This is a genomic window from Streptomyces sp. NPDC091412 (genome assembly GCF_044756885.1).
Classification (GTDB): Bacteria; Actinomycetota; Actinomycetes; order Streptomycetales; family Streptomycetaceae; genus Streptomyces.
Genome location: NZ_JBIVTV010000001.1, coordinates 817,491 through 838,702, shown reverse-complemented (window position 1 = coordinate 838,702; position 21,212 = coordinate 817,491). Strand labels below are relative to the sequence as shown.

The following is a 21,212-nucleotide window of genomic DNA, read 5'->3' as shown; positions in this document are numbered from 1 at the left end:
AGGCCCGGAAGGACGACCACACCGGAAGGCCGGCCGAGACGGTGCACACCGCCTCGGCCGGCCTTCGGAGCCATCGGCCCGATCGGTCAGGCGGCCGGCTGGGCCAGCCACAGGTCCGGGCCGAAGACCTCGTAGTGGATGTCGGCCGGGGACACGCCCTTGCCGATCAGCTGCTCACGCACCGCCCGCATGAAGGGCAGCGGGCCGCACAGGTACGCGCGCGTGCCGGCCCGGACGTCGACGTCGCCGAGGTCGACCAGGCCGGGCCGCCCGGCGCCTGCCGCGTCGTCGTCGGCATCGGCGTCGTACCGCTCGTAGAAGAAGACCGGTTGCGCGTCCGGCAGCTTGGCCGTGTACGCCTGGTGGTCGGAGCGGAGCGCGTGCGCGGCGGGGGAGCGGTCGGCGTGGACCACGGTCACCGGGGCGCTGTGGCCGGTCAGGGCGAGCTGCTCCAGCATGGCGATCATCGGGGTGACGCCGATGCCCGCGGAGGCGAGCAGCAGCGGCGCCCCGGTCTCCTCCAGGACGAGGTCGCCGTACGGGGCGGACAGCTGGAGGACGTCTCCCACGCGCACGTGTGCGTGCAGGTGGTGGGAGACCTCCCCGTCGGGCGTCGTGGCGTCGCCGGCCACCCGCTTGACGGCGAACTGCCGCACCGGCGATCCGGGGGCCGCGGTCAGGCTGTACTGGCGGATCTGGCGGGCCCCGTCCGGGAGCTCGACGCCGACCGAGACGTACTGGCCGGCGCGGTAGCCGGGCACCGGGGCGTCGTCGACGGGGCGCAGCTTGAAGGTGGCCACGTCCGCGGTCTCCTCGATCCGCTCGACGACCTCCCACTCCCGCCAGCCGCGCTGCTCGCTCTGCTCGTACAGGCGCTTCTCGATGGCGATGAGGGCGTTGGCCATCAACCAGTAGACCTCGGTCCAGGCGGCGGCGACCTCCGGGGTCACCGCCTCGCCGAGCACCTCGGCGATGGCCGCGAACAGGTGCTCGTGGACGACCGGGTACTGCTCCGGTGCCACTCCCAGGGACGCGTGCTTGTGGGCGATGCGCTGGAGCATCAGGTCGGGGCGCTGGTCCGGGTTCTCCACCAGGTGGGTGGCGAAGGCGGCGATGGAGCCGGCCAGGGCCTGCCGCTGCGTGCCGGCGGCCTGGTTGCCGCGGTTGAACAGATCGCGCAGCAGCTCGGGGTGGGCGTCGAACAGTCTGGCGTAGAAGCGCTCGGTGATCTGGCCGATGGCCGCGCCGACGGCGGGGAGGGTGGCGCGGACGGTGGCTGCTGACTGCTCGGACAGCATCGTGACTCCTCGATGACTCGATCGGATGGGCTCGATCGCTCGACTGATCGAAACGGTATTGAAACTTGCATTTGAGATGCAAATTATGGAGGCGTGTCCTCGGTCACGTGGGTGACGGTTCGGCCATTACGGATGACGGTGCGAGCGGGCAAGATGGGCGGCAGAGCGGTACGCCTGCGGTACGCGGGGCGAGAGCCCTCGCGCGACGGCCGGGTGACGGGCTCCGCAACACGGGCGAAACGCGGCCGTGGTGGGATGCTCAGGTGCCCGACGGTCTCCCGTGACACCGAATACAGGCGGCCTGACCAGCAAGGATGGGGAAGCGGAAGATGGACAAGCAGCAGGAGTTCGTGCTCCGGACCTTGGAGGAGCGCGACATCCGGTTCGTACGCCTGTGGTTCACGGACGTGCTCGGCTTCCTCAAGTCCGTGGCCGTCGCGCCCGCCGAGCTGGAACAGGCCTTCGACGAGGGCATCGGCTTCGACGGCTCCGCCATCGAGGGCTTCGCCCGGGTCTACGAGTCCGACATGATCGCCAAGCCCGACCCGTCCACCTTCCAGATCCTGCCCTGGCGCGCCGAGGCCCCCGGTACGGCCCGCATGTTCTGCGACATCCTCATGCCGGACGGCTCCCCCTCCTTCGCCGACCCGCGCTACGTCCTCAAGCGCGCCCTGGCCCGCACCTCCGACCTCGGCTTCACCTTCTACACCCACCCCGAGATCGAGTTCTTCCTGCTCAAGAACCGCCCGCTGGACGGCTCCCGCCCCACGCCCGCGGACAACTCCGGCTACTTCGACCACACCCCGCAGGCCATCGGCATGGACTTCCGCCGTCAGGCGATCACCATGCTGGAGTCGATGGGCATCTCGGTGGAGTTCTCCCACCACGAGGGCGCCCCGGGCCAGCAGGAGATCGACCTGCGCTACGCCGACGCCCTGTCCACCGCGGACAACATCATGACGTTCCGCCTGGTCATGAAGCAGGTCGCGCTCGAGCAGGGCCTCCAGGCCACGTTCATGCCCAAGCCCTTCTCGGAGTTCCCCGGCTCCGGCATGCACTCGCACCTGTCGCTGTTCGAAGGTGACCGGAACGCCTTCTACGAGTCCGGCGCCGAGTACCAGCTCTCGAAGGTGGGCCGCTCCTTCATCGCGGGCCTCCTCCGCCACGCCGCCGAGATCTCCGCGGTCACCAACCAGTGGGTCAACTCCTACAAGCGCATCTGGGGCGGCTCCGAGCGCACCGCGGGCGCGGGCGGCGAGGCCCCCTCGTACATCTGCTGGGGCCACAACAACCGCTCGGCCCTGGTCCGCGTCCCGATGTACAAGCCCGGCAAGACCGGCTCCGCCCGTGTGGAGGTCCGCTCCCTCGACTCCGGCGCGAACCCCTATCTGGCCTACGCCGTCCTCCTGGCCGCCGGTCTGAAGGGCATCGAGGAGGGCTACGAGCTCCCGCCGGGCGCCGAGGACGACGTCTGGGCCCTGTCCAACGCCGAACGCCGCGCGATGGGCATCGAACCGCTCCCGCAGAACCTCGGTGAGGCCCTGACCCTGATGGAGAACAGCGACCTGGTCGCCGACACCCTCGGCGAGCACGTCTTCGACTTCTTCCTCCGCAACAAGCGCGCCGAGTGGCACGAGTACCGCTCGGAGGTCACGGCCTTCGAACTGAAGAAGCATCTGCCGGTGCTGTAGGCGCAGGTCAGAGCTGGTTTCCGCTGATTCGGCGGACGGGGCCGACGGTCACGGAACCGTCGGCCCCGCGGCGTCTCTTCCTGACGTTCACGGCCCCTTGGGGTATGCGTGATGTCGAGTGGAATCCCCGAAGAAGCACCTGTCGGTGCTCCGGGGCCCCCAGTGCGTAAGGGGTGACAGGCGGTGCGTCCGGTCTCCGACCGCGCGGAAAGCGGGACCGGCGTCAGGGCTCCGGCCCGGGAGTCCGGATAGGCTCTGGCCAGGACGGGCTTGATCCGACGGGAGGCCGGGATGACGGCGCCGGGGCGCAGGAGCAGTACCTTCACGCGGCTGCTGCGGCACGGCTTCATCCATGCCTCGGACGCCGAGCGGCTGCTGGACGGGCCGGACCTCGCGCCGCTGAGGGACGATCCGGTGCTGCTGGAGGCGCTGGGCGCCACCGCCGACCCGGATCTCGCGCTGGGCGGGCTGGTCCGGCTGCTGGAGGCGCAGCCGGAGTCCAAGGCCCGCCGCGAACTGCTCGACACGCTGATAGCGGCCAAACCGCTGCGCGACCGGCTGCTCGGTGTGCTCGGCGCCTCCATTGCGCTCGGCGACCACCTCGCCCGGCACGCGGGCGACTGGCGGGCGCTGGTCACCTACGAGCCGCGCGACCTGCACCCGGGCGTGGAGGAGTTCGAGCACGGGCTCGCCGAGGCCGGCGACCCGGTCGCGCTCCGCGTCGCCTACCGGCGCTGCCTGCTGTCCATCGCCGCCCGCGACGTGTGCGGCACCACGGATGTCGCCGAGACCGCGGCCGAGCTCGCCGACCTCGCCACCGCGACCCTGCGCGCCGCGCTCCGGATCGCGCGGGCCGCCGCGCCCGAGGACGACGCGCTGTGCCGGCTCGCGGTGATCGCGATGGGCAAGTGCGGCGGCCACGAACTCAACTACGTCTCCGACGTCGACGTGATCTTCGTCGGTGAGGCCGCGGACGGTGCCGACGAGGTCAAGGCCCTGCGCGCCGCGACCCGGCTCGCCTCGCACATGATGCGGATCTGCTCCGAGACGACCGTGGAGGGCTCGATCTGGCCGGTCGACGCCAATCTGCGGCCCGAGGGCCGCAACGGGCCGCTGGTGCGCACCCTCAGCAGCCATGTCGCCTACTACCAGCGGTGGGCCAAGACCTGGGAGTTCCAGGCGCTGCTCAAGGCCCGCCCGGTGGCCGGCGACCTGGAACTGGGCGGGCAGTACATCGCCGCGCTCGACCCGCTGGTCTGGCAGGCCGCCGAGCGCGAGAACTTCGTCGCCGACGTGCAGAAGATGCGCCGCCGCGTGGTCGAGACCATCCCCGTGGCAGAGGTCGAGCGCGAGCTGAAGCTCGGGCCGGGCGGCCTGCGCGACGTCGAATTCGCCGTGCAGCTGCTTCAGTTGGTGCACGGGCGGACCGACCCGTCGCTGCGCAGCGGCTCCACCCTGGACGCGTTGCAGGCGCTGGCCGCCGGGGGGTACGTCGGCCGTGTGGACGCCGTGCAACTCGACGACGCCTACCGGTTCCTGCGCTCCCTGGAGCACCGCATCCAGCTGTTCCGGCTGCGGCGCACCCACCTCGTCCCCGAGGACGAGGCCGATCTGCGCCGGCTCGGACGGTCGCTCGGCCTGCGCAGCGACCCGATCACCGAGCTGACCCGCGAGTGGAAACGGCACACCAGCGTCGTACGCCGGCTGCACGAGAAGCTGTTCTACCGGCCGTTGCTCGACGCGGTCGCCCAACTCGCTCCCGGCGAGGCCCGGTTGAGGCCGGAAGCCGCGCGGGAGCGATTGGTCGCGCTCGGGTACGCCGACCCGGCGGCCGCGCTGCGGCATCTGGAGGCGCTGGCCTCCGGCGTCACCAGGAAGTCGGCCATCCAGCGGACCCTGCTGCCCGTGCTACTGGGGTGGTTCGCGGACTCCGCCGATCCGGACGCCGGGCTGCTGAACTTCCGCAAGGTGTCGGACGCGCTCGGCAAGACGCCCTGGTATCTGCGGCTGCTGCGGGACGAGGGTGCCGCCGCCGAGAACCTCGCCCGGGTGCTGTCGGCCGGGCGGCTCGCGCCCGACCTGCTGATGCGCGCGCCCGAGGCCGTGGCACTGCTGGGCAACGGTGACGCGGGCGGCCTCGAACCGCGCGGCCGCGCCCAGCTGGAGCAGGAGGTCCTCGCCGCCGTCCGCCGCGCCGAGACCCCCGAGCAGGGCGTCACGGCGGCGCGCGGCGTACGGCGGCGGGAGCTGTTCCGTACCGCCGCCGCCGACATCGTCGGCTCCTACGGCACCGAGACCCGGCCCGCCGAGGCCGATCAGGGCGCGCTCGTGGACCAGGTGGGCGGCGCGGTGTCCGACCTGACGGCGGCGACGCTGGCCGGGACCCTGCGGGCGGTCGTGCGCAAGGGATGGGGGGACACCCTGCCGACCCGGTTCGCGATCATCGGCATGGGGCGCTTCGGCGGGCACGAGCTGGGCTACGGCTCGGACGCGGACGTGCTGTTCGTGCACGAGCCGTGGGAGGGCGCCGACGAGCGGGAGGCCGCCGAGGCCGCGGCCCGGGTGGTCGCCGAGACGCGGCGGCTGCTCCAGATCCCGAGCGCGGATCCGCCGCTCCTGGTCGACGCGGATCTGCGGCCCGAGGGGAAGTCCGGGCCGCTGGTGCGGACGCTCAAGTCGTACGAGGCGTACTACCGGCGGTGGTCGCTGGTGTGGGAGTCCCAGGCGCTGCTGCGGGCCGAGCCGGTGGCCGGGGACGAGGACCTGGGGCGGCGGTTCATCGAGCTGATCGACCCGTTGCGGTATCCGCGCGGCGGGCTGCGCGACGACGCGGTGCGGGAGATCCGGCGGCTGAAGGCCCGGATGGAGTCCGAGCGGCTGCCGCGCGGCACCGACCCCAAGCTGCACACCAAACTGGGGCCGGGCGGGTTGTCCGACGTGGAGTGGACCGTGCAGATGCTCCAGATGCGGCACGCGGCGGGGGAGGCGTCGCTGCGGACCACGCGGACGCGGGAGGCGCTGGCGGCGGCACAGGAGGCGGGACTGGTGTCCCCGGAGGATGCCTCCACGCTCGACGAGGCGTGGGTGCTGGCCACGCGGGTGCGCAACGCGGTGATGCTGGTGCGGGGCCGGGCGGGGGACACGTTCCCCACCGAGTCGCGGGAATTGGCCGCGGTGGGACGATACCTGGGATACGGGCCGGGGCACGCGGGCGACATGCTCGACGCGTACCGGCGGACGGCACGCCGGGCCCGGTCGGTCATGGAGGAGCTGTTCTACGGTTCGTGAGACGGCCGGCCCGGCGACACCGCCGCGGAGCCAGGCCTCCGCAGGCCGTGACGGCGGCCCTGCCACACCGCCCTACGCCTCCGTAGGCCGCAGCGCCGGCGTCAGCCGCGGCAGCGCGTGCGGCAGCGCCCCGTACCAGGCGCGGGCCACCGTGAAGCCGAAGGAGAGGCACAGGGCGCCGCCGACCGCGTCGAGCCAGAAGTGGTTGGCGGTGGCGACGATGACGACCAGGGTGGCCACCGGGTAGAGCAGGCCGAGGACGCGCAGCCACGGGATCGTGCACAGGGTGAAGATGGTCAGGCCGCACCACAGGGACCAGCCGATGTGCATGGACGGCATCGCGGCGTACTGGTTGGACATGTTCTTGAGGTCGCCGGACGCCATGGAACCCCAGGTGTGGTGGACCTGGACCGTGTCCACGAAGTGGCCGCCGGTCATCAGGCGCGGGGGTGCCAGCGGGTACAGGTAGTAGCCGAGCAGCGCCACACCCGTCGTCACGAAGAGGGTGAGCCGGGCCGCCGCGTAGCGGCCGGGGTGCGTGCGGTAGAGCCACACCAGGACGCCGATGGTGACCACGAAGTGCAGCGTCGCGTAGTAGTAGTTCATGCCGATGATCAGCCAAGTCACCGAGTTCAGGGCATGGTTGACCGAGTGTTCGACGGCGATGCCGAGCTGGTGCTCGGCGTCCCAGACCCAGTCCGCGTTGCGCAGCGCCTTGGCCTTCTGCTCCGGGACCGCGTTGCGGATCAGCGAGTACGTCCAGTAACTCACCGCGATCAGCAGGATCTCGAACCACAGCCGCGGCCGGCGGGGGGTGCGCAGCCGCTCCAGGGCGGTGGGGGACTGCTCGTCCGTGACGAGGGGCGGAACGGCCTCTTCCCGGCCTTCCAGTCGTGTCTCGGTCGAGTCACCCATAGGCACAGAGTCTGCCAGAAAAGCGTTCGTCCACCGATCATCCCCCGGTCGGGTTCCGTTCGCATGTTCTCCGCCTCAGGGACGAGCGCGGTCCCCGGGGGCCGAAGCGGTCGAACCGCGCACCACCAGCTCCGGCATGAACACGAACTCGCTGTGCGGCGCGGGCGTCCCGCCGATCTCCTCGAGCAGCGTGCGCACCGCCGCCTGGCCCATCGCGGGCACCGGCTTGCGGATGGTCGTCAGGGGCGGGTCGGTGAAGGCGATCAGGGGGGAGTCGTCGAAGCCCACCACGGAGACGTCCCGGGGGACCTCCAGGCCGCGCTGCCGGGCCGCCCGGATCGCGCCGAGCGCCATCATGTCGCTGGCGCAGACGATCGCCGTGCAGTCCCGTTCGATGAGCGCGGTGGCCGCGGCCTGGCCGCCCTCCAGGGTGTAGAGGGAGTGCTGGACCAGCTCCGACTCGACGACGTCCGCGGCCAGGCCCAGCTGGTCCTGCATGGCGCGCACGAAGCCCTCGATCTTGCGCTGGACCGGCACGAAGCGCTTCGGGCCGAGGGCCAGGCCGATACGGGTGTGCCCCAGGGAGGCGAGGTGGGTGACCGCCAGAGTCATCGCGGCCCGGTCGTCGGGGGAGATGAACGGCGCCTGCACCTTGGGGGAGAAGCCGTCCACGAGGACGTAGGGCACGCCCTGGGCGCGCAGGCGCTCGTAGCGCTCCATGTCGGCCGTGGTGTCCGCGTGCAGACCGGAGACGTAGATGATCCCGGCGACCCCGCGGTCCACCAGCATCTCGGTCAGCTCGTCCTCCGTGGACCCGCCGGGGGTCTGCGTGGCGAGCACCGGGGTGTAACCCTGCCGGGTCAGCGCCTGGCCGATGACCTGTGCCAGCGCCGGGAAGATCGGGTTCTCCAGCTCCGGGGTGATCAGGCCCACCAGCCCCTCGCTGCGCTGCCGCAGCCGTACCGGGCGCTCGTAGCCGAGGACGTCGAGGGCGGCCAGCACGGACTGGCGGGTGGTGGCGGCGACGCCCGGCTTGCCGTTGAGGACGCGGCTGACGGTCGCCTCGCTCACCCCTGCCTGCGCGGCGATGTCGGCAAGCCGTGTGGTCACATGACCGGACTGTACCGGTCGGCCCCCGCCCTGCACACCGACGGGGCGCCTGGTGCGAGCCGTTGAACGGCCCGCTGCGGGCTGCTGCGTCATCGCGATCCCTCGTGTTCGGTCGGCGGCCGGTCGACGTCCGGGTCTCGGCGTCCGGTCCGCAACGGGATGATTCCTCCCCCGCCATCGTCTGGCAAGGGCTTGCAGAGTCTTGCACAAGTGTCCGAGGGGCCGCCTGCCCGCGTGAAATCAGGGCCGTAGGACCCGCCTCGGCGGGTCACGAAGTGGTAACTCGCCCGCAGTCTTGCGCTTTTTTTCTGCAAGGTCTTTCGCGGAGCTTGCAACGCTGTTACGTTCTCGGTCGCCCGGCGGCGGCAACGGCGCGGTCGGCAACTCGGCAGGGCGGCGGACGGGGCCGTTCCCTGTTCACGGGCTTAACCCTCAAGGAGAACTCATGCGGCGTGGCATAGCGGCCACCGCGCTGGTGGCGTCCCTCGCCCTCACGGCGACGGCGTGCGGCGGGAGCGACAACGGCGACAAGTCGGACGGTCCGGTGACCATCACCTGGTGGGACACCTCCAACGCCACCAACGAGGCACCGACGTACCAGGCCCTGGTCAAGCAGTTCGAAGCGGCCAACAAGGACATCAAGGTCAAGTACGTCAACGTCCAGTTCGACCAGGCGCAGAACAAGTTCGACACGGCCGCGGGCTCCAAGGGCGCCCCGGACGTGCTGCGCTCCGAGGTCGGCTGGACCCCGGCCTTCGCCAAGAAGGGCTACTTCGTGCCGCTGGACGGCACCGAGGCCCTCGCCGACCAGGACAAGTTCCAGCCCAGCCTGATCACGCAGGCCCAGTACGAGGGCAAGACCTACGGCGTCCCGTTCGTCACCGACACCCTGGCCCTGGTCTACAACAAGGCCCTGTTCCAGAAGGCCGGCATCGCCGAGGCCCCCAAGACCTGGGACGAGCTGAAGTCCGCCGCCGCCAAGATCAAGGACAAGACCGGCGTCGACGGCTACTGGGGCTCCACCCAGGCCTACTACGCCCAGAACTTCCTCTTCGGCGAGGGCACCGACACCGTCGACGTCGACGCCAAGAAGATCACCATGAACTCGGCGGCCGCCAAGAAGGGCTACGGCACCTGGCTCGGCCTGTTCGACGGCAAGGGCCTGCACAAGGCCGACACCACCGCCGACGCCTACGCCCACATCCAGGACGCGTTCATCGAAGGCAAGGTCGCCGCGATCATCCAGGGCCCCTGGGAGATCACGAACTTCTACAAGGGCTCCGCCTTCACGGACAAGTCGAACCTGGGCATCGCCACCGTCCCGGCCGGCTCCTCCGGCAAGGCGGGCGCTCCGACCGGCGGACACAACCTCTCCGTCTACGCCGGCTCGGACAAGGCCCACCAGGACGCGGCCCTGAAGTTCGTGAAGTTCATGACCTCGGCGAAGTCCCAGGAGACCATCGCCCTGAAGAACTCCACGCTGCCCACCCGTGACGACGCCTACACGGCCGAGGTCAAGACCGATCCCGGCATCGCCGGCTACCAGGGCGTCCTGGCCGCCGCCCAGCCGCGCCCGGCGCTGCCCGAGTACGGCTCCCTGTGGGGCCCGCTCGACAGCGAGCTGCCCAAGATCGCCGCCGGCAAGGAGTCCCTGGACAAGGGCCTGAGCAACGCGGAACTCGCGATCGCCAAGCTGGTCCCCGACTTCAGCAAGTGAGCCGGCGTGGCCGTCGGAGTGCTCCCGTGAAGGGGAGGACTCCGGCGGCCACCGGCCTGTGCCCAGCCCAACTCCCTGATCTTGCAAAAGGTGTCGAACCATGACAGTCGCCATCGACCGCGCGACCGGCAGGCGTCGCGGTGACCGCGCGCCTCGGCCCGGGCTGGGGCAGCGCCTGAAGAACGGCTACCAGAAGTACTGGTACGCCTACGCGATGATCGCGCCGGTGGTCGTCGTGCTCGGCGGCATCGTGGGATATCCCCTGGTGCGGGGCTTCTACCTGACCCTCACCGACGCCAACAGCCTCAACTCGGCGCGCACCATCGGCGTCAACCACATCGAGGCCACCTACAGGTTCATCGGGCTGGACAACTACCAGGACATCCTCTTCGGCCCGACCGCGTACGACCGGTTCTGGTCGCACTTCCTGTGGACCGTCTTCTGGACGGCTGCCTGCGTGTTCCTGCACTACAGCATCGGCCTCGGCCTCGCGCTCATGCTCAACCAGAAGCTGCGCGGCCGCACCTTCTACCGGCTGATGCTGGTCCTGCCCTGGGCCGTGCCGACCTTCGTCACGGTCTTCTCCTGGCGGATCATGCTCGCCGACTCCGGTGTGCTCAACCAGGTGCTCGGCAGCCTGCACCTGCCCCAGCCGCAGTGGCTGGAGGACACCTTCTGGCAGCGCTTCGCCGCGATCATGGTCAACACCTGGTGCGGTGTGCCGTTCATGATGCTCTCGCTCCTCGGCGGCCTGCAGTCCATCGACGCAACGCTCTACGAGGCCGCCGAGATGGACGGCGCGAACGCCTGGCAGCGCTTCCGGCACGTCACGCTGCCCGGTCTGCGCTCGGTCAGCTCCACCGTGGTACTGCTCGGCGTCATCTGGACCTTCAACCAGTTCGCCATCATCTTCCTGCTGTTCGGCCCCTACAGCGCGCCCGACGCCCAGATCCTCGTCACCTGGGCCTACTTCCTGGGCTTCGGACAGCAGCCGCGCGACTTCGCCCAGTCCGCCGCGTACGGCGTACTGCTGCTGTCGATCCTCACCGTCTTCACCTCCTTCTACTTCCGCTGGCTGAAGCGCAATGACCAGCTCGCCGTCTGACGCCGCAGGAGCCGCCCCCATGAGCACCACGACCCTCGAGAAGACACCGGCCGGACCGGCGTCCGCCCCGCCGCCCCCGCGCCGGACCCGCCGGCGGGCCGAGCGCGGCCCGCTCGGCAGCGCCCTCCTGCACGGCGGCCTCGCCGTGGCGAGCCTCATCGCGCTGGCCCCGGTGGCCTGGCTGTTCTTCCTGTCGCTCGGCCCGGACAAGGACGACTACCTGCACCCCGGCGAGATCTTCGGCAAGCTCACCTTCTCCAACTACAGCTTCGTGCTGCAGCACACCGCCTTCTTCGACTGGCTCAAGTCGACGATGATCGTGGCCCTCGGCACCACCCTGATCGGTGTCTTCCTCGCCGCCACCACCGGCTACGCGGTCTCGCGCATGCGCTTCCCCGGCTACAAGCCGTTGATGTGGGTGCTGCTGCTCACCCAGGCCTTCCCGATCGCCATCCTGATCGTGCCGATGTACGAGATCTTCAGCCAGTTCGGTCTCATCGACACCTACTTGGGCCTGATCGTCATCTACTGCACCACGGCCGTCCCCTACAGCGCCTGGCTGCTCAAGGGGTACTTCGACACCATCCCCTTCGAGATCGACGAAGCGGGACGCATCGACGGGCTCAGCCCCTTCGGCACCTTCGTACGGCTGATCCTGCCGCTGGCCCGCCCGGGGCTGGCCGTCGCGGCCTTCTACAACTTCATCACGGCCGTCGGCGAGGTCGCGTTCGCGACCACCTTCATGCTGGACGACTCCAAGTACACCTTCGCGGTCGGCCTGCAGAGCTTCGTCAGCGAGCACGACGCCCAGTGGAACTACATGGCCGCCACCGCGGTGTTGATCGCCGTTCCGGTGTCGGTCTTCTTCTACCTTGTCCAGAAAAACATCGTCACCGGCCTCACCGCGGGCGGCACCAAGGGCTGACCCCACCCCTGGTCAAGGGCTCCCGCGCGGCTGCCCGCGCGGGTGGCGGCCGCGGTGTCCCCCCAAGCTCTTCGAGCAGGGGCCCCCGGACCCCGCTGTCACCGCGGCCGCCCCGTCACCCGGACGCGTTCCTCCGCACCCATGACAAGCAAGCGCCCCGAGCTCCTTCGCCCGAGCAGGGGCACCCCCGACGCACCAAGGACGCCATGAGCAAGCAGCACTTCCCGGCCGAATCCCCCCTCTCCGAAGCGGCTGCCACCACCGTCGCCCCGCGCCGCGACTGGTGGCGGGACGCGGTGATCTACCAGGTCTATCCGCGCAGCTTCGCCGACAGCAACGGCGACGGCATGGGCGACCTGGAGGGCGTACGCTCCCGCCTGCCGTACCTGCGCGACCTCGGTGTGGACGCCGTCTGGCTCAGCCCGTTCTACGCCTCCCCGCAGGCCGACGCCGGCTACGACGTCGCCGACTACCGTGCCGTCGATCCCATGTTCGGCAATCTGCTGGACGCCGACGCGCTGATCCGCGACGCCCACGCGCTGGGCCTGAGGATCATCGTCGACATCGTCCCCAACCACTCCTCGGACCAGCACGAATGGTTCAAGCGCGCGCTCGCCGAGGGCCCCGGTTCCGCCCTGCGCGACCGCTACCACTTCCGCCCCGGCAAGGGAGCGGACGGCGAACTCCCGCCCAACGACTGGGAGTCCATCTTCGGCGGCCCCGCCTGGACCAGGGTCACCGAGCCGGACGGCACCCCCGGCGAGTGGTACCTGCACCTGTTCGCGCCCGAGCAGCCCGACTTCGACTGGGACCACCCGGCCGTCGGCGACGAGTTCCGCTCCATCCTGCGGTTCTGGCTGGACATGGGCGTCGACGGCTTCCGCATCGACGTGGCCCACGGCCTGGTCAAGGCCGAGGGCCTGCCCGACCTCGGCAGCCACGACCAGCTGAAGCTGCTGGGCAACGATGTCATGCCGTTCTTCGACCAGGACGGCGTGCACGCGATCTACCGCCAGTGGCGGCACATCCTCGACGAGTACTCGGGCGACCGGATCTTCGTCGCGGAGGCGTGGACCCCGACCGTCGAGCGGACCGCGAACTACGTGCGCCCCGACGAACTGCACCAGGCGTTCAACTTCCAGTACCTGGGCACCGACTGGGACGCCGACGCGCTCCGTGAGGTCATCGACCGCACCCTTGAGTCCATGCGCCCGGTGGGTGCCCCGGCCACCTGGGTGCTGTCGAACCACGACGTCACCCGGCACGCCACCCGGTTCGCCAACCCGCCCGGCCTCGGCACCCAGATCCGCAGCGCCGGCGACCGCGACCTCGGCCTGCGCCGAGCGCGCGCGGCCACGCTGCTGATGCTGGCGCTGCCCGGTTCGGCGTACGTCTATCAGGGCGAGGAACTGGGCCTGCCGGACGTCGTGGACCTGCCGGACGAGGTGCGCCAGGACCCGGCGTACTTCCGGGGAGAGGGCCAGGACGGGTTCCGCGACGGATGCCGGGTGCCGATCCCGTGGACCCGCGAGGGATCCTCCTACGGATTCGGCGGCGGTGGCAGCTGGCTTCCGCAGCCCGCGCACTGGGGCCGGCTGAGCGTGGCGGCCCAGCAGGGCGTGCCGGGCTCCACCCTGGAGCTGTACCGCTCGGCCCTCGCCGCCCGCCGCGCCCACTCCGACCTGGGCGCCGGCGAGGCGGTGGAGTGGCTGCGCGCGCCCGAGGGCGTCCTCGCCTTCCGGCGCGGTGAGTTCGTCTGCGTGGCGAACACGACCGGCGAGTCGGTGACCACCCCGGCGTACGGCCGTGTGCTGCTCACGAGCGGTGAGGTGACGGAGGCGGGCGGCGAGGCGAAGGTCCCGTCCGACACGACGGTGTGGTGGACCACGGCCTGACCCGACAGGTCACAGTTTCACATCAACTCCCCACGGCCCGCTGCCCGTTGAGGCGGCGGGCCTTCTACCATCCGGGGTCATCGACTTGCTGAACCTTTCAGCAAGGGCCTTCAACGAAGAAGGAGCCCCCACATGACCATCCGCAGACCCCTTTCATACGCGGCCGCCCTCGCCATGGCAGCCTCGGTGGCCCTCGCCACCCCCGCCGCCGCCTCCCCGCCCGGCACCAAGGACGTCACCGCGGTCCTCTTCGAGTGGAACTTCGCCTCGGTCGCCAAGGAGTGCACCAACACCCTCGGCCCGGCCGGCTACGGCTACGTCCAGGTCTCCCCGCCCGCCGAGCACATCCAGGGCCCGCAGTGGTGGACGTCGTACCAGCCGGTGAGCTACAGGATCGCCGGCCGGCTCGGTGACCGCACCGCGTTCCAGAACATGGTCAACACCTGCCACGCGGCCGGTGTGAAGGTCGTCGCGGACACGGTCATCAACCACATGTCGGCGGGCAGCGGCACCGGTACCGGCGGCTCGTCGTACACGAAGTACGGCTACCCGGGCCTGTACTCGAACAACGACTTCAACGACTGCAGGACCGACATCACCAACTACCAGGACCGCTACAACGTCCAGTACTGCGAACTGGTGGGCCTCGCCGACCTCAGGACCGGGTCGGACTACGTCCGTCAGACCATCGCGGGCTACATGAACGACCTGCTCTCCCTGGGCGTCGACGGCTTCCGTGTCGACGCGGCCAAGCACATCCCGGCCGCCGACCTCGCCAACATCAAGTCGCGTCTGAAGAACCCTTCCGCCTACTGGAAGCAGGAGGTCATCCACGGCGCCGGCGAGCCGATCCAGCCGACCGAGTACACCGGCACCGGCGACGTCCAGGAGTTCCGCTACGCCTACGACCTCAAGCGGGTCCTCACCAATGAGAAGCTCGCCTACCTGAAGAACTACGGCGAGGGCTGGGGCTACATGAACAGCTCGGTGGCCGGCGTCTTCGTCGACAACCACGACACCGAGCGCAACGGCTCGACCCTCAACTACAAGAGCGGCGCGAACTACACGCTGGCCAACGTCTTCATGCTGGCCTGGCCCTACGGCGCCCCCGACATCAACTCCGCCTACGAGTGGTCCGACGCGGACGCGGGTCCCCCCAACGGCGGCAAGGTCAACGCCTGCTGGCAGGACGGCTGGAAGTGCCAACACGCCTGGCCGGAGATCAAGTCCATGGTCGCCTTCCGCAACGCCACGCGCGGCCAGGCGGTCACCAACTGGTGGGACAACGGCAACAACCTCATCGTCTTCGGCCGCGGCACCAAGGGCTATGTGGTGATCAACCACGAGAACACGACGGCCAATCGCTCGTACCAGACCTCGCTTCCCGCGGGCACCTACTGCGATGTGCAGGGCAACAGGACCGTCACGGTGGACGCCAACGGCTGGTTCCAGGCCTCGGTCGCCCCGAACACCGCCCTCGCCATCTACGCCGGGAAACCGAGTTGCTGACAACCCGGCGCCTGCTCCTGCGGCGCCGGCCGCCGTGGTCGGCGGGGTCGCGGAGGGCGAGGAGGTGGTCGCGGTGACCCAGGCGGCCGACACACGTGCGCGGCGGCCTCGGATCCTCCACCGCCTTCCGTGACGGTGGGGCCGGCGCTTCGGGAGTGGGGCGCCGGCCCCTGCCGAGGGATGGGTGGTGAGTGGCTGATGAAAAGAGTTGCCGCGAGTTTCAAGGGTCTTGCTGTAAGCCTTGCGCAGGCGATACGGTCGCGCCCACGCCCGGCGGCGTCGTCGATGCCGGGGCGAGGGGCCGCAATCAAGTGAGCCGTACCGCCAAGGAGTTCACCCCGTGATACCGAGATGGCCGGCGCCCTCGCGGCGCCGCACCCCGTCAGGCAGACGCGTCGCCGCCGTCACCGCGGCCGCGCTCGCCGCAGCGCTCGTCCCACCGCTCACGGCGCAGGCGGCCGGAAAGCCGCCCGCGCCGCCCTCGGACGCGAGGCTCGCCGCCGAGCCGGCCCGGCACGACGCGACCCGGGAGCAGTTCTACTTCGTCCTGCCGGACCGTTTCGCCAACGGGGACACGTCCAACGACCGGGGCGGGCTGACCGGTTCACGGCTCGCCACCGGCTACGACCCCACCGACAAGGGCTTCTACCAGGGCGGCGACCTCAAGGGCCTGACGAACCGGCTCGACTACATCAAGGGCCTGGGCACCACGGCCATCTGGCTCGCGCCGATCTTCAAGAACCAGCCCGTGCAGGGGACCGGCAAGGACGCCTCGGCCGGCTACCACGGCTACTGGATCACCGACTTCACCCAGGTCGACCCGCACTTCGGCACCAACAAGGACCTCGAAACCCTCATCTCCAAGGCGCACGCCAAGGGCATGAAGGTCTTCTTCGACGTCATCACCAACCACACCGCCGACGTCATCGACTACGAGGGCGGCTCCCACGAGTACCTGTCCAAGGGCGCCTACCCCTACCTGACCAAGGACGGCCGGCCCTTCGACGACGCCGACCACGCGGACGGCACGAAGAAGTTCCCCGCCGTGGACGCCTCGTCCTTCCCGCGCACACCGGTCGTCCCGGCCGCCAAGAAGAACGCCAAGGTCCCGTCGTGGCTCAACGACCCGGCGATGTACCACAACCGCGGCGACTCCACCTACACCGGCGAGAACTCCACCTACGGCGACTTCTCCGGCCTCGACGACCTGTGGACGGAGCGTCCCGAGGTCGTCAGCGGCATGGAGAAGATCTACCAGCGCTGGGTGAAGGACTTCGGTGTCGACGGCTTCCGCATCGACACCGTCAAGCACGTCAACATGGAGTTCTGGACCCAGTGGGCCACGGCGCTCGACACCTACGCCGCCGCGCACGGCCGTAAGGACTTCTTCATGTTCGGCGAGGTCTACTCCGCCGACACCTCCGTCAACGCCCCGTACGTCACCGAGGGCCGCCTCGACGCCACGCTCGACTTCCCGTTCCAGGACGCGGCCCGCTCCTACGTCTCCCAGGGCGGCAGCGCGAAGAGGCTCGCGGGCGTCTTCGGCGACGACTACCGGTACACGACCGACAAGGCCAACGCCTACGAGCAGGTCACCTTCCTCGGCAACCACGACATGGGCCGCATCGGTCACTTCCTGGAGCAGGACGACCCGAAGGCGACCGACGCCGAGATCCTGCGCAAGGACGGGTTCGCCAACGAGCTGATGTTCCTCAGCCGCGGCAACCCCGTCGTCTACTACGGCGACGAGCAGGGCTTCACCGGCTCCGGCGGCGACAAGGACGCCCGCCAGACCATGTTCGCCTCCAAGGTCGCCGACTACCTCGACGACGACCGGATCGGCACCGACCGCGGCCACGAGAGCGACGCCTACGACACCACCGCGCCGCTCTACCGGCAGATCGCCGGCCTGGCGAAGCTCCGCAAGGACAACCCGGCCCTCACGGACGGCGTCCAGACCGAGCGCTACGCGGCGGACGGGCCCGGTGTCTACGCCTTCACCCGCACCGACGCCCGGACCGGGGCCGAGTACGTCGTCGCCTTCAACAACGCGGGCGGGGCGAGGACGGCCACGTTCGCCACCGGCTCGGCGCGGATGACGTACCGCGGGATCCACGGCACCGAGGCCGCCGTGACCTCCGACGCCGACCGCAGGGTCACGGTCACCGTCCCGGCCGGATCCGCCGTCGTCCTCAAGGCCGTGGGCACCCTCGACCGGCCCGCCACCAAGCCGGCCGTCACCCTCACGCCCCCCGCCGCCGGCGCCACCGGCACCGTCGAGTTGCACGCCGACGTCACCGGCGGGCAGCTCAACCGGGTCGTCTTCGCCGCGCAGACCGGGAACGGCCCCTGGAAGGTGCTCGGCTCCGCCGACCACGCCCCCTACAAGGTCACCCAGACCCTGGCCCGGACCGTCCCGGCCGGCACCGCCCTGCGCTACAAGGCGGTCGTCGTCGACTCCGCCGGCCGCACGGCGAGCGCGACCGCGGACTCCACCTCCGGCACCCCTCCGGTCCCGGAGGTCCCCACCGCCTCCTCCCGCGACTACGCGGTCGTCCACTACAAGCGCGCCGACGGCGACTACGCGAACTGGGGCCTCTACGCCTGGGGCGACCTCGCCGACGGCGAGTCGACCACCTGGCCGAACAGCCACCCCTTCACCGGCCGGGACGCCTACGGCGCCTTCGCCTACGTCAGGCTGAAGCCGGGCGCCTCCGACGTCGGCTTCCTGGTCATCGACAAGGACGGCAACAAGGACGTCTCCGCCGACCGGTCCATCGACGTCACCAGGACGGGCGAGGTCTGGATCGAGCAGGGCACGGAGGACGTGCGGACCGCGCGCCCCGAGTATCCGGCGCAGGACCCCGCCAAGGCCGTCATCCACTACCACCGAGCCGACGGGAACTACGACGGCTGGGGCCTGCACGTGTGGACCGGCGCCGCCGACCCCACCGACTGGTCGAAACCCCTCCAGCCGGTCAAGACTGACTCCTATGGCGCGGTCTTCGAGGTACCGCTCACCGATGGTGCCACCAGCCTCGGCTACATCATCCACAAGGGCGACGAGAAGGACCTGCCGGCCGACCAGTCCCTGGACCTCAAGGCGGCCGACGGCCACGAGGTGTGGCTGATGAGCGGCCAGGACAAGCCCCTGCTGCCGCAGCCCACCGGCGGCGCGGGCGCCCTCGACCTGACCACCTCGAAGGCGGTCTGGATCGACCGGGACACGGTGGCCTTCAAGGGCGTGGAAGGCGCCGCCTCCACCCAGCTCGTCTACTCCCACGACGGCTCGATCACGGTTCAGGACGGGACGCTGACCAGCGACGACGAGCGGTGGCTGCGGCTGGCGAGGACCACGCTCTCCGACGCCCAGAAGGCGGGGTTCCCGCATCTGAAGGACTACACGGCCTGGTCCGTCGACCCGCGCGACCGGGCCCGCGTCCGCGAGGCCCTGCGCGGCCAGGTCGTCGCCTCCCAGCGGGCCGCGAACGGCGCCGTGCTCGCGGCGACGGGCGTCCAGCTCGCGGGCGTGCTCGACGACGTGTACGGCACCTCGGCCGCCAAGGCCCACCTCGGCCCCGTCTTCCACCAGGGCGGGGCCACGCTGAGCGTGTGGGCGCCGACCGCGCAGAGCGTCGCCCTGGAACTGGACGGCAAGGCGGTCGCCATGCACCGCGACGACACGACCGGCGTCTGGTCCGTCACCGGCCCGGCGTCGTGGAAGAACAAGCCCTACCGGTACGCCGTGACGGTATGGGCGCCCACCGTCGGCAAGGTGGTCACCAACAAGGTCACCGACCCGTACTCGGTCGCCCTCACCGCGAACTCCGAGCGCAGCCTCGTCGTCGACCTCGACGACCGGACGCTGGCCCCGAGCGGCTGGTCGGGCCTGGCCAAGCCCAAGGCCGTACCGCTCAGGGACGCCCAGATCCAGGAGCTGCACATCCGGGACTTCTCCGTCGCGGACCGGACGGTCCCGGCCCGGGACCAGGGCACCTACCGGGCCTTCACCGACAAGAACAGCGACGGCTCCCGGCACCTGCGCGAGCTGGCGAAGGCGGGCACGTCGTACGTGCACCTGCTGCCCGCCTTCGACATCGCCACCATTCCGGAGAAGAAGGCCGACCAGGCGACCCCGGACTGCGACCTGGCCTCCTACCCGGCCGATTCCGAGCGGCAGCAGGCATGCGTGGCGAGGACCGCCGCGCAGGACGCCTACAACTGGGGCTACGACCCCTACCACTACACGGTCCCCGAGGGCTCCTACGCCACCGACCCGGACGGCACGGCCCGTACCGTCGAGTTCCGGCAGATGGTCAAGGCGCTCAACCAGGACGGGCTGCGCGTCGTCATGGACGTCGTCTACAACCACACGGCCGCCGCCGGCCAGGCGGACACCTCCGTGCTCGACAGGATCGTGCCCGGCTACTACCAGCGGCTCCTCGCCGACGGTTCGGTGGCCAACAGCACCTGCTGTGCGAACACCGCGCCCGAGAACGCCATGATGGGCAAGCTGGTCGTGGACTCGGTCGTCACCTGGGCCAGGCAGTACAAGGTCGACGGCTTCCGCTTCGACCTCATGGGCCACCACCCCAAGGCCAACATGCTCGCCGTCCGCGAGGCGCTCGACGCGCTCACGCTGAAGAAGGACGGCGTGGACGGCAAGAACATCGTCCTGTACGGAGAGGGCTGGAACTTCGGCGAGGTCGCCGACGACGCGCGGTTCGTCCAGGCCACGCAGCGGAACATGGCGGGCACGGGCATCGCGACCTTCTCCGACCGGGCTCGTGACGCGGTCCGCGGCGGCGGCCCCTTCGACGACGACCCGGGTGTCCAGGGCTTCGCCTCCGGCCTCTACACCGATCCCAACTCCTCCGCGAGCAACGGCACCGAGGCCGAGCAGAAGGCCCGCCTGCTGCACTACCAGGACCTGATCAAGGTCGGCCTGAGCGGCAACCTCGCCGCGTACCGCTTCACCGACACCAGCGGCAAGGAGGTCACCGGCGCCGACGTCGACTACAACGGCTCGCCCGCCGGATACGCGGGCGCCCCCGGCGACGCCCTCGCCTACGCCGACGCGCACGACAACGAGTCGCTGTTCGACGCCCTCGCCTACAAACTGCCGTCCGCCACGAGCGCGGACGACCGGGCCCGGATGCAGGTCCTGGCGATGGCGACGGCCGCGCTGTCCCAGGGGCCGGCGCTGTCCCAGGCCGGGACCGACCTGCTGCGCTCGAAGTCCCTCGACCGCAACTCCTACGACAGCGGCGACTGGTTCAACGCCATCCACTGGAACTGCGCCGACGGCAACGGCTTCGGCCGCGGGCTGCCCATGGCGGCCGACAACCAGGACAAGTGGCCGTACGCCAAGCCGCTGCTGACCTCCGTCGCGGTGGGCTGCCCGCAGATCCAGGGGGCCTCGGCCGCGTACCGGGACCTGCTGCGCATCCGCACCACGGAGCAGGCCTTCTCCCTGGCCACGGCCGCGCAGGTGCAGCGGAAGCTGTCCTTCCCGCTGTCGGGCGGCGACGAGACGCCCGGCGTGATCACCATGAGGCTCGGTGACCTCGTCGTGGTGTTCAACGCCACGCCCGAACGCCGGCAGCAGCGCGTCGCGGAGCTCGCGGGGACCGGCTACCGGCTGCACCCGGTGCAGACGGCGGGCGGCGATCCGGTGGTGAAGACCTCGTCGTACGAGAGGGCGACCGGAACGATCACGGTCCCGGCGCGTACGGTCGCGGTGTTCAGGAACTAGCGCG

At 70.4% G+C, this 21,212-nt stretch carries 11 protein-coding genes; 8 read left to right on the top strand and 3 right to left on the bottom strand.

Annotated features, from left to right (window positions below; genetic code table 11):
* Window positions 1-86 precede the first annotated feature (86 nt).
* Window positions 87-1,298 carry a globin domain-containing protein gene (locus ACIQMV_RS03750; protein ID WP_401771482.1) on the bottom strand — a complete coding sequence of 404 codons (1,212 nt, stop codon included), beginning with the start codon at window positions 1,296-1,298 and terminating at the stop codon, window positions 87-89.
* 329 nt (window positions 1,299-1,627) lie between these two features.
* Between ACIQMV_RS03750 and glnA the strand changes: the two genes are divergently transcribed.
* Both glnA and ACIQMV_RS03740 read left to right on the top strand, forming a co-directional pair.
* On the top strand, window positions 1,628-2,989 hold the full coding sequence (gene glnA, locus ACIQMV_RS03745) for a type I glutamate--ammonia ligase (protein ID WP_141361480.1): 1,362 nt from the start codon (window positions 1,628-1,630) through the stop codon (window positions 2,987-2,989).
* A 291-nt stretch (window positions 2,990-3,280) separates the two neighbouring features.
* The gene (locus tag ACIQMV_RS03740) at window positions 3,281-6,277 is read left to right on the top strand and encodes a bifunctional [glutamine synthetase] adenylyltransferase/[glutamine synthetase]-adenylyl-L-tyrosine phosphorylase (protein ID WP_402590845.1); all 2,997 of its coding nucleotides are present in this window, start codon (window positions 3,281-3,283) and stop codon (window positions 6,275-6,277) included.
* A gap of 72 nt (window positions 6,278-6,349) precedes the next feature.
* Here ACIQMV_RS03740 and ACIQMV_RS03735 read toward each other — a convergent pair whose 3' ends face one another.
* Window positions 6,350-7,192: a phosphatase PAP2 family protein gene (locus ACIQMV_RS03735; RefSeq protein ID WP_402590843.1), complete on the bottom strand. Its 843-nt coding sequence runs from the start codon at window positions 7,190-7,192 to the stop codon at window positions 6,350-6,352.
* Between the two features lie 75 nt (window positions 7,193-7,267).
* Entirely contained in the window at window positions 7,268-8,302 is a 1,035-nt protein-coding gene (locus tag ACIQMV_RS03730; protein ID WP_141361486.1) for a LacI family DNA-binding transcriptional regulator, read from the bottom strand.
* Between the two features lie 445 nt (window positions 8,303-8,747).
* On the opposite strand from ACIQMV_RS03730, the gene ACIQMV_RS03725 reads away from it, so the two are divergent.
* The 6 genes from ACIQMV_RS03725 to pulA all read left to right on the top strand — a co-directional run bounded on the left by ACIQMV_RS03725 (window position 8,748) and on the right by pulA (window position 21,208).
* Window positions 8,748-10,019, top strand: coding sequence for an extracellular solute-binding protein (locus ACIQMV_RS03725; protein ID WP_402590841.1), 1,272 nt, complete (start codon window positions 8,748-8,750; stop codon window positions 10,017-10,019).
* Window positions 10,020-10,119: 100 nt separating this feature from the next.
* Window positions 10,120-11,124 carry a carbohydrate ABC transporter permease gene (locus tag ACIQMV_RS03720; RefSeq protein ID WP_402590839.1) on the top strand — a complete coding sequence of 335 codons (1,005 nt, stop codon included), beginning with the start codon at window positions 10,120-10,122 and terminating at the stop codon, window positions 11,122-11,124.
* Between the two features lie 19 nt (window positions 11,125-11,143).
* Window positions 11,144-12,049, top strand: a complete 906-nt coding sequence (locus ACIQMV_RS03715) for a sugar ABC transporter permease (RefSeq protein ID WP_402590837.1) — start codon at window positions 11,144-11,146, stop codon at window positions 12,047-12,049.
* A gap of 206 nt (window positions 12,050-12,255) precedes the next feature.
* The gene (locus tag ACIQMV_RS03710; RefSeq protein ID WP_402590835.1) at window positions 12,256-13,944 is read left to right on the top strand and encodes a glycoside hydrolase family 13 protein; all 1,689 of its coding nucleotides are present in this window, start codon (window positions 12,256-12,258) and stop codon (window positions 13,942-13,944) included.
* Window positions 13,945-14,076: 132 nt separating this feature from the next.
* Window positions 14,077-15,453 carry an alpha-amylase family protein gene (locus tag ACIQMV_RS03705; protein WP_402590833.1) on the top strand — a complete coding sequence of 459 codons (1,377 nt, stop codon included), beginning with the start codon at window positions 14,077-14,079 and terminating at the stop codon, window positions 15,451-15,453.
* Between the two features lie 340 nt (window positions 15,454-15,793).
* Window positions 15,794-21,208 carry a pullulanase-type alpha-1,6-glucosidase gene (gene pulA, locus ACIQMV_RS03700; protein WP_402590831.1) on the top strand — a complete coding sequence of 1,805 codons (5,415 nt, stop codon included), beginning with the start codon at window positions 15,794-15,796 and terminating at the stop codon, window positions 21,206-21,208.
* The last annotated feature ends 4 nt before the right edge of the window (window positions 21,209-21,212 follow it).

Coding starts and splice junctions, on each gene's coding strand:
- ACIQMV_RS03750 (WP_401771482.1), bottom strand. CDS start 1,298: ATGCTGTCCGAGCAGTCAGCAGCCACCGTCCGCGCCACCCTCCCCGCC.
- glnA (WP_141361480.1), top strand. CDS start 1,628: ATGGACAAGCAGCAGGAGTTCGTGCTCCGGACCTTGGAGGAGCGCGAC.
- ACIQMV_RS03740 (WP_402590845.1), top strand. CDS start 3,281: ATGACGGCGCCGGGGCGCAGGAGCAGTACCTTCACGCGGCTGCTGCGG.
- ACIQMV_RS03735 (WP_402590843.1), bottom strand. CDS start 7,192: ATGGGTGACTCGACCGAGACACGACTGGAAGGCCGGGAAGAGGCCGTT.
- ACIQMV_RS03725 (WP_402590841.1), top strand. CDS start 8,748: ATGCGGCGTGGCATAGCGGCCACCGCGCTGGTGGCGTCCCTCGCCCTC.
- ACIQMV_RS03720 (WP_402590839.1), top strand. CDS start 10,120: ATGACAGTCGCCATCGACCGCGCGACCGGCAGGCGTCGCGGTGACCGC.
- ACIQMV_RS03715 (WP_402590837.1), top strand. CDS start 11,144: ATGAGCACCACGACCCTCGAGAAGACACCGGCCGGACCGGCGTCCGCC.
- ACIQMV_RS03710 (WP_402590835.1), top strand. CDS start 12,256: ATGAGCAAGCAGCACTTCCCGGCCGAATCCCCCCTCTCCGAAGCGGCT.
- ACIQMV_RS03705 (WP_402590833.1), top strand. CDS start 14,077: ATGACCATCCGCAGACCCCTTTCATACGCGGCCGCCCTCGCCATGGCA.